The 9,978-nt window shown below is 40.9% G+C and carries 7 protein-coding genes and 2 pseudogenes; all 9 read left to right on the forward strand.

What is annotated here, in order from left to right; translation table 11 throughout:
- Window positions 1–729 (forward strand): annotated as a pseudogene (locus tag Q3O60_RS17345) (transposase); the annotation flags it as partial.
- The gene (locus Q3O60_RS17350; RefSeq protein WP_305895189.1) at window positions 716–2,140 is read left to right on the forward strand and encodes an ATP-binding protein; all 1,425 of its coding nucleotides are present in this window, start codon (window positions 716–718) and stop codon (window positions 2,138–2,140) included. The pseudogene Q3O60_RS17345 and the gene Q3O60_RS17350, both read left to right, overlap by 14 nt.
- A 31-nt stretch (window positions 2,141–2,171) precedes the next feature.
- Window positions 2,172–3,761, forward strand: a complete 1,590-nt coding sequence (locus Q3O60_RS17355; protein ID WP_305895190.1) for a TnsD family Tn7-like transposition protein — start codon at window positions 2,172–2,174, stop codon at window positions 3,759–3,761.
- A gap of 94 nt (window positions 3,762–3,855) precedes the next feature.
- Window positions 3,856–4,362, forward strand: a pseudogene (locus Q3O60_RS17360) (BrxR family helix-turn-helix transcriptional regulator); the annotation flags it as partial.
- Between the two features lie 176 nt (window positions 4,363–4,538).
- The gene (locus Q3O60_RS17365; protein ID WP_305895191.1) at window positions 4,539–6,308 is read left to right on the forward strand and encodes a KAP family P-loop NTPase fold protein; all 1,770 of its coding nucleotides are present in this window, start codon (window positions 4,539–4,541) and stop codon (window positions 6,306–6,308) included.
- On the forward strand, window positions 6,308–7,174 hold the full coding sequence (locus Q3O60_RS17370; RefSeq protein WP_305895192.1) for a Qat anti-phage system associated protein QatB: 867 nt from the start codon (window positions 6,308–6,310) through the stop codon (window positions 7,172–7,174). Before Q3O60_RS17365 ends, Q3O60_RS17370 begins: the two co-directional genes overlap by 1 nt.
- Window positions 7,167–8,501, forward strand: a complete 1,335-nt coding sequence (gene qatC, locus Q3O60_RS17375; RefSeq protein ID WP_305895193.1) for a Qat anti-phage system QueC-like protein QatC — start codon at window positions 7,167–7,169, stop codon at window positions 8,499–8,501. Before Q3O60_RS17370 ends, qatC begins: the two co-directional genes overlap by 8 nt.
- On the forward strand, window positions 8,498–9,238 hold the full coding sequence (gene qatD / locus Q3O60_RS17380; protein WP_305895194.1) for a Qat anti-phage system TatD family nuclease QatD: 741 nt from the start codon (window positions 8,498–8,500) through the stop codon (window positions 9,236–9,238). The genes qatC and qatD overlap by 4 nt, the downstream gene beginning before the upstream one ends.
- Before the next feature lie 37 nt (window positions 9,239–9,275).
- A partial coding sequence (locus Q3O60_RS17385) for a hypothetical protein (protein ID WP_305895195.1) occupies window positions 9,276–9,978 on the forward strand: 703 nt, incomplete at its 3' end.

Here is a 9,978-nt window from a genome sequence, read left to right on the forward strand (position 1 = left end):
TCAGTGTTTGAAGAGTTAACTTACTCATCATCACTACTCCTTGAGAACAACTTAGAACCGACTCCACTCAACTACTGGAAGATTCACGTAGCTAAGTTTAGGACAGAGTTACGATCTTGTAACCCTAGCGATGTCGTAGCACAACTGTTGCCTTCTGCTATGGTCAGCATGACTGAGTATGGCCTTGAATATAAAGGTCTTTATTATACAAATTCTGATATTGAGTCGCGAAAATTTCACTCTATCGCTAGATCGTCAGGGCAATGGCAATTAGAGGCTCGAATTGATGAAAACACTACGAATTTTATTTATGTTCGGCTTGATAAAAATAAAGGCTTCGTGAAATGCAATTTAGCCGAGAGACGCAAGCTGTTCAGGGATAGAAGTATGATTGAGGCAGATTTCGTTCAGGATTGGCTTGATGTTAAAAAGGAAAATACTGTGGCTAATGACCACAGAAAAGAAGTTAGAAAAGAAGTCAGCAAAATAAATAAAGAAGCTGCTAGCAGAAGCAAAGTTGCAAAAATAACTCCTTTCAACCAAAGGAAGCAAGGAATCAGAGATAACAGAAAAATTGAAATTGAGCGAACAACAAATATTATCGATGGGGCTTCTTCAGCGTCCGCTGGTAAGGCTACGGAACCCGCTAAACCTGTAGCAACGAGTTCAGTTATTCCATTGCCTCAAGGCCCTCAACGCAATCGAAAGAGAAATGATGATGACAATTGAGCGAGCGCAATATTCTAAGCCAATATTACCAGAACATTCGGGCAATCCACTCATTGAGGCTCTACCACCCAAGAAATCATGGGAAGAGATTATGTTTCATCTCAGCAATTACCCTGATTTGGCGGAAGATATTGCAAATGATCCGGACCCACTGGTTCGAGAGGAGTACTTAAATCGTATAAGTGAGCTTAGGCAACCCCTTACTGAATATAAAGATTGTTTCAGAGCTGTGGAGCGAGTTATCAAACAAGGTTATTCGTCAAGAAACCCTTTCAGCCCAACTACCGCCCAATATATGCACTATGACGTGGAAAACCTACCTAAGGTTTTGCCAAGAACTGGAAAGTTTGTTCCAAAAGGTGAAGGGCTTACATTGATTGGGGACAGTGGTGTTGGTAAAACCACAATGATTGAGCAGATTCTAAGCTACTTCCCAACAGTTATTATTCACGAAAGTTATCTTGGCAACCCAGTCCCCTTTCCTCAACAGGTTGTATCATTGAAAGTCGATTGTCCAAGTAACTCAAGTGTTCGAGATTTATGTGAAGAAATATTGGCGACACTTGATTTAACACTCGGGCGAGAAAAAACAAAACCTGAAAAATACATTGGCTCCCTGATTCGACAAATGGAGCAGCAGATTAAGATTAATAATTTAGGCATTCTTGTCATAGACGAAATGCAGAATCTGCAATTTGCTAGAACGGGCGGTGAAAGCAATCTACTGAAGTTTATACACCGCTTGGTTAACAAATTGGGAATTCCCATTTTTTTTATTGCTAATCCTCCATTCGATCAAAGCCTCGTCAAGGAGTTGAAGGCTGCTCGGCGAGCGGAGAGCGGTTTTCATCGTGAAATGCATGGATTGGATATTAGCTCTCAATCATGGGAGGTTTTCATTGGGCAGTTATGGCAATACCAGTGGACAAGTCCTTTCACGGAGTTGAATGCAGAACTCAACAGCTGCCTTCACAAATTAACCTGTGGCAACATAGATATGGCTGCTAGGACGTTCAGAGAGGCGCAAAGGTTGCTTATTGGAAGCACTGACGAAAGGATAACAGAAGCATCTCTTGAGGCTGGTTACAATATTGCTTGTGGCTTAACCAAGCAAACCAAGGAGGTTGTGAGATTCAAAACAAGTACCACTCTACCATCTGGACCCACTCGAAAATCCACGCAAAGTAACGGACTATCACAGAAAATAAAGGTCGATAAAACCGGTGATGTCACCAAACCTCAACACCCAGAGTTTGCACTGCAACTGAAAACGTTGTTAGAAGATGTTGATCTTTTGTCTAAAATACCAGATGTCGATAGACTCCAAAGAATTGCAGAGTTCCCAGATGCGATAGCTGTCTTAAAATCAGACAGAACAATATTGAATGATCCCCTGCTTGAACTAGACTAAAAAGTATTCAATCTTAGCTGGTGATACCTATTTGACCTTGATACCAGCAGCAATGCCAGATGAGGCGCTTTTTAGTCGTTTTGTTCGTCATCTCAAGCAAACAGGATTGTGTCGAGAACAATATCTGCTCAATGTATTTGGACGTTCCCGCATAAGTATTCATCCATTTTTGACTATTGGTGTAGGCATTGCCTCCCAAGTCGGTACTGAATCGGCAGGCACCATTTTCAGTGAACAAACGCTTGGACGATTGTTTTCCTATTATATGCCGTATCATGCAAATGAGATTAAGTTGGCTGTATTTGGCAATAATACAGCTAAAGCGCTGCGTGTGTGCAGGATAGTTAACTTCTCTCTCCAAGGTGGGATGATTGCCAAGTATTGTCCGCTTTGCTCAAACGAGGATGTGGAGAATTACGGCTTTTCATATTGGCACATAACACATCAAATACCGGGTTTAAATTGTTGCGCAAAGCATGCAATAGAACTGCTCTCGGTTAACTTGCCAGACAGACCTCATATTGAGGGTGATTTTTTACCACCTGTAAGAGAGCTAACGAGCACTTGTAATACAGAAGAAGTAGCTTTCTCTCGGTTTGTGTACCAGAAATTCAAAAGTATTCAGCATCATGATCAGCCTTATCAGCACAACCAATTGTTGAAGGAGCTAAAGCAGGTTGGTTATATACATCAGAGTGGCAGATGCAGGCGTCAAAGTCTTGTGAGGGATATTTGGGAGTTAACTAATTTGTTTTGCTATTCAGGGAAAAAGATGTTCCCTAGAAATCCAGAAGATTTTGGTTACGTTAGGTCTTTGGTTTCAGGTGATAGTAATCAGCACCCTTTTAAATATTTGTTAATCGAGTATCTATTGAGTTCTAAGTTGAGCAATAGTGATTCACAGAGCGCGTATGTCAATGTTTGCCAATCAACCCATGTGGATAATATTAAGCAAAACTGTATTGAATTACTCAATCAATCGCTTTCACTTGCCGAGGCATGTAGGCAGTCTGGCAAGAGTCGGACGTACTTAAAATTATTAGCCATACAAGAAGGAATTCCGATTAACTTATCGCCCAAAGTGCTGACAAAAGAGATCAAAGACAAAATAGCCTATATAGCAAAGTTGGGCTTTCACAGGAGAGTTATAGCAAAATCCTTTAATGTGTCGGAAGGTAGTATTGAGCAAGTCATTTCGTCTGTTGAGGGGTTGGTCGAACATCGAAAAAAATGCAAATCTGAGTCAAAAAGAAGGCGGTACAAAACGGAAATATTACGCGCATTGACCTCAAATCCATGGGCTTCAAAAGAACATATTAAACAAAATCATTATGCCGCTTTTCATTGGTTATATCGCCATGAACGAAAATGGCTGAACCAGAAACTTCCGCTCCCACAAAAGCCCAAACAAAACCCAAGAGTTGATTGGCAGAAGCGAGATAAAGAAGTCCATCAAGATTTGCAAAAAATTTTACAAATTACTCAAGAAAGCTTTTCAAACTACCAACTCGATAAGCTCTTAGGGGGGCACGGTTGGTTAACTCGAAAACTGGACAAGCTACCCATAACTAAGATGCTAATTACTTCAAAACTAAGCAAGCAGCTTGAAGTCGCCAAGTAGTAATTTCGTAGACAATTGGTAAGTGTCGTAATAAATTGACCTGTGTCTCATTTTGAGACAAACTCAGACTACTATTTGCGATGTGTGTATCAGAATGGACTGGACTGATTTGAACTATGCGCAAAAGCAAAGGTTTGCCTACATAGACTTCAAACTTCTATTTATCGGGCATATGAGACGGGCGGAAGTGGTAAACTACTCTGGTCAGGGGCTGTCATCTGCATCGCGTGATATCACCCTATACAAAGAACTTCACCCTAACAACATGACGTATGACTCACGAGACAAGCGTTACTATCAAACGCCTGAGTTTACGCCGTTGGTCGAGCATGATGCGAAAAAGACACTCGCTAAGCTGGCAAATCAAATCTCCGATGGGCTAGATGCGATAGACAATATCGACTTCCCTGTAGAAGCGCCAAGTCAGCTAAACATTCCAGACATTTTTACTGTCGCCCGGTTGATCCAAGCAACGATCAATAAGAAGACTTTCAATATTATTTATACCTCGCTAAGTAGTGGCTTTGGTGCGCGGGAAATCGTACCCCATAGTATCGTTGACAATAGATTGCGTTGGCACGTACGGGCATTCAGCAAAAGATATCCAAAGCATCCCTGCGGAAACCTTCACCAAATTTCAGGTGAGTTTTAAAGCGATCCCATCGATGTGATTTATAAGGCGTTGGGTGTGTTTTAAACAAGTCTGTAGGTGCCATCTTTATCAGCGAACTAAAGGTTACTGGATAATATGGAACATATTAAAAAATAGGAATTTTTATGTGGTCAGACAAAGAATCAAAAATAGACTTCCTTAACTTTAATGAAATTGCTCAGTCAATAAAAGAAATCATCACAGATAGGAATTTAATGCCTATATCTGTTGGTATATTTGGAGACTGGGGAGCGGGAAAGTCTACGATTCTTGAACTAACCTCTGACGCAATTAGAAAAGAACAAAAGGAATACATTCAAGTTCACTTTGATGCTTGGACGTTTCAGAGCTACGACGATGCAAAAGCAGCTCTGTTGGAAACGATTGCAGCCAAGTTAGTTGAAAAGGCTGCCGATGACAAAGGATTGCTTAAAAAGGCTTTGGATTTTGCTAATCGTATAGACAAGATTCGTTTTATGGGATTTATGGCTGAAGGAGCAGCTGCAATTTCAGGTATGCCTACATTTGGCGCTCTTCAGAAGCTTTTTGGAATGGCTAGTGATTCTAACGAGGAAGCCCAGAAAGGTGTTGGTTTAGAAGACGTCTTAAACGATGCCCAAGAGTTATCTAAATTAAAAAGCAAAGCTAACGACTTTTTGACAGCAGAAAATAAATTTTCACCGCCGACTGAGATTCGAGAGTTTAGGAAGTCCTACACTTCGCTATTGGAAGCTTTTGATAAACCGCTAATTGTATATATAGATAATCTTGATAGGTGTTCTCCAAAGAACACAATATCTACCCTTGAGGCTATAAGACTTTTTCTGTTTCTTCCAAATACTTCATTTGTTGTCGCTGCCGACCCAGACATGATTAAGCTTGCAGTTCCACATTTTCATGAGGGGGCTTCATTAAGGCATCAAATTGATTATGTGGATAAACTAATTCAGATTCCTGTGCATGTGCCGAAGCCGGGTGTGGCTGAAGTCAGGGCGTATTTGATAATGCTATTTACCCAAGACAAGCGAGTGCCAGACAAAGAGTTTGAGAAGATCCGCATTGGTTTAGAAGAATCACTGAGGCTTTCTTGGAAGCAACCTCAAACCTCAGTTGATGATCTGCTTAAACCTTGCAACCTTCCAAACAAGTCTGAGCTGCGAGATGATTTTAAACTTGCAGAGCAGTTGGCTCCTATTTTGGCTGAATCCAAAAACATTAGTGGCAACCCAAGAATAGTTAAGCGCTTATTAAACCAAGTGAAGATGCGATATAGAACTGCGCATCGTCGAGGCATGAACTTGGATGAGCGAGCCGTTATCAAGTTGGTTATATTCGAACGCTGCATGGGGGTTAAAGCGACTAATAAGCTTTACGAACTCATCGATGCTGAGAAAGGCAAGCCAGCCTTTTTAAAAATGTTAGAAGATCAAGAATCTGAGCTAGATATGAACCTCATTCCAAAAGAGTGGGAAAGTGAACTAGCTTTCTTGGATAAATGGTCTGAATTGGAGCCAAAATTTGCAGATGTAGATTTAACCCCTGCGGTTTATCTCAGCAGGCAGAGTATACCAATGGGGACTGCGAACAATATATTATCCGGAGCAGCTCAAGCACTACTGAATGGTTTACGGCAACAGGCGACACCGACAAGCTCGGCAAGTGATAAGTTATTTACAGAATTGGCTGCTGAAGAATATGTACTGGTAATGGATGGTTTGGTTGCCTATTTAAGGCAAGTCGATGACTTAAAGCTCAAATCTCCCGGCATTTATGGTGCGCGTTGGTTAGCTTTAAAAGACGCTCAATGTAAAGACATCTTCAAATCTTTCTTAGGAAAGGTTCCGAAGAAGCCGTGGATAAACACAATGATAAAAGATTTAGAGGGAACTAAGTAATGGGAACATCTGCATCGAGTACAGGGCCAAACAATCGAAGCCCACTGCTACCACCATGGGCAGAGCAAGGCTCTCCGGTTGAGGTTGGAACTGGTTCTGGTGCGGGGTCACCTGATGGCGACGTTGGCGATGAAAATCAACAACCATCGGAAGTTGATAATGGAAAGGTGCAGGAGCAAATCCCCGGTCCCGTGCCGAATATTCCGTCCCCTAATCGCCTAACTGGTGCTCGTAGGTCTTTCGGTGATTACGCAAAGTCTGGTGGCGACTCTTCTAATCTCAAACGTTCATTAAGAAAGTACGCCAAGAGTTCCGGTGGCGGCTCTGGCATAAGTCGAAGATTAGCTAGCGGAATAAGTGCAGGTTCTGGCCTGCTGGGGATGATGCAGGGTGACACAGTTAAGTTTAACAATAAGTCACTTTCACTCAGTGACTTAACTGGACTTACTACGGATCAGGCAATTGACCGCATATCTGAGCACTTAACCCCGGAGAATGGTGATGCCGATGCCGTGAGAATGGCCTTAGACTTTGCCCTCTCAGAGGTACTGCCTGATGAGGACACATTCGTCGCTGAGATGTTTACTGATGACATTATACAAGAGGCAATCTCCTGCTATCTGACAGATCTCATTTTTCAAGATGTTGTTAATGGTATGGGGAAAGCTTGGTTTCATGTTGAGCATGCAAGTAAGCAATACAGAATGGAAGAAGAACTCAGGGATTTGATTAAAGTGATCACAATTTCAAAAGTAGAAAAAGTCCTACGCGAGAACGCAGGCGTATTGTCTCAAGAAAACATCACTAAGTTGCAAGTTGACGCTATTTCTCAAACTATCGAAGAATGGGAGAGCTTCAATGATTGAGTTCTATTTTCACAATGACCCAAATGAGTTGCCTCGATACTCTGAGAAGTGCCATCCAGTTCAAATATTTCATACCCACAAACACGATAACACCAAACATAGCGCGGCTTCTCTGGGCTTGCTCAAAAAGGTACGAAAACTAGGGGTTAAAGTTGATTCGAATGCTATTGACCTAATTACAATCGCTACAGCAGTTACTGCGGCAGAAACATTCTATAGACGTAATGAAGCTCCCGACGCATGGTCTCGAATCATGCATTTACATGTCCCAGTTTCAAATGAAGTGATGTGGAATAGAGAAAGTAAAAGACTAAGCTCTATTCTCAACTTTTTGACTGGTGATCAATGGAGTTTTGCATTTTTTAAATCAACAATGGCCCTCCCAGAGCCAATAAAAAGTGATAAATCAAAAGCCACATTACAATCTTTGAAAGGCTTGAACTCGGTATGTTTGTTTTCTGGGGGATTAGATAGTGCCGTTGGTGCTATTGATATCTTAAATGGGAAATCAATTTATAAGCCCTTGCTAGTTAGTCATGCCTATCGAGGTGACGGTGTTAAGCAAGAAAGCATTAAGAGTCTGCTAAAATCAAAATTTGCACAATTATCGTACAGTATTTCGCCGAGTTTAATGACTCCGTTGAAGGGAAAAACGGATGTAACAATGAGAGGCCGAAGCTTTAACTTTTTAGCCATGGCAGTACTCGGTCTCATCGCACTGAGAAAAGTAAATAACGATCCAAATATTTCCACAATCATTGTTCCAGAAAATGGTTATATTTCTATTAATCCTCCTTTAACCAGACGGAGAGTCGGCAGCCATAGCACTAGAACTACACATCCTTACTTTTTAAGCCGATTAGAAGAACTGTTAGACGATACTGGCTTTCATGTGAAATTTGTCAATCCTTATCAATTCATGACTAAAGGTGAAATGTTGGCAAACTGCGTTGACCAAGATGCTATCAAAAAAGCAGTTCCTCTCAGTGTTTCCTGTAGTCACTGGCACAGAAAACATAAACAGTGTGGTCATTGTGTTCCTTGTCTAATAAGGAGAGCCTCAGTGCATCATGTGGGGTTTAAGGATGATGCCGATTATGTCACACAGAATTTGAATTCTTTGAAAAAGGACAAGGAAATAAGGGATGACCTCCAAGCAGTTCAGACCGCAATTATAAGAATGACAAAATCTAAGAATATCAAGCGTTGGGTTAGACAAAGTGGCTCATTGCCATTTGATGCCGTGGTAAGGGAAAGGCTCGAATCTACAGTAATACGTGGCTTAAAAGAAGTTGAGAGCTTTTTAAAAGCGGAAAACGTCAAATGATGGATCTTCATTGTCATGTCGATCTTTATCCTGATTACGGCAAAGTCTTAAGCAATATTGAAGACAGTGGATTTTACGTATTGTCGGTTACAACAGTTCCCTCTGCCTACGAGGGGACTACAAAGCTAACATGCGGCTTAAAAAAATGCAGAACGGCGTTAGGGCTTCACCCTCAGCTAGCTCACAAGAGAAAAAATGAATTGCCACTTTTCGACAGGTTTGCCTCCGACACCCGTTTTATAGGTGAAATTGGACTAGATGGTTCAAGGGGATACAGGGAACATATGGAGGATCAGTTGATGGTTTTCAATCATGTTCTTAAAACCTGCGAACTCTACAATGACAAGATATTAACTATTCACAGCTTAAATGCTGTTGATGAAGTTCTCGCTTGTTTACGAAACCACCCGAGAGCAGGAACACCAATTCTTCATTGGTTTTTGGCAAAAAAAAAGCAAGTGGTTGAAGCTGTTGGACTCGGGTGCTATTTTTCTATTGGCCCAGCAATGCTAACTTCCAAAAGAGCTAAGAGTGTGATCGCATGGATACCCAGAGATAGGGTGTTGTTGGAAACTGACGGGCCATTCGCTCAGTTGGATGGTCAACCGCTGTATCCAAGTGATACTTCTACGGTGATTAATTATCTTGCCGTTGAATGGGATGTGTCGTTAGACATTGCTTATGATCAGTTAAAGACAAACTTAATTCATTTGCTGGATGTTGAAAAAAATTTCTAAATTTTAAGATTAATTTATTTTTGAGGTTCACAGTCTTTTGTATGTATTAGATGATGAATCTATTCAAAGCCTGATTTATAGAGCTCATGTATTAAATGGTATCAACGATTTTGCTAATATCATTGACAACAAAGGGCGCTGGATAGGTTTTCCCAGAATAAAAATTGGTACGTTGGATATATATAAGAAATTTGGTGAAAAGCTCGTTCTGTCAATGCTTCAACGGCAGGGGTTGGCTCCTTATAAAGGGCACCGCTTTGAAGACCCAGCACCGTATAGGCCAAATCTTGCATTCTTCTATCGAAAATCGCAGAAAGTCAAAATATCAAATAAGCACATAATTAAATACTGTACTAAATGCATTCAAGATAATTTATTTAAGCATGGCTTTGGTTATCTGAAGTTTGAGTGGATTAAGTCCGACTTTTGTCAAAAACATGATACTGCGCTTCAATGCATACCACAGCAATCAAGAATGGAATCACTGCGCTGTTTGGATATGATATTTCGAGGAGAATCTCCGTCAGAATGCAACGAGTTAACTTCGAGCAACAATCATATAAATTCATTCTCACCATCAAATGGACGACATAAGAAACTGCACTTTGTTAGCTGTTTGCAAGAGGATTTTTCATGTTTTATCAAAGAGGAAAGTCATACTATTGGTGAAGATGTGGACGAAATCTTAAGATTCTCTTTATCTAAAGGGAATATATCGGATGCTTTTTTAAGTAAGCCAT

The sequence above is a fragment of the Alkalimonas collagenimarina genome, from assembly GCF_030717845.1.
Lineage (GTDB): Bacteria > Pseudomonadota > Gammaproteobacteria > Enterobacterales > Alteromonadaceae > Alkalimonas > Alkalimonas collagenimarina.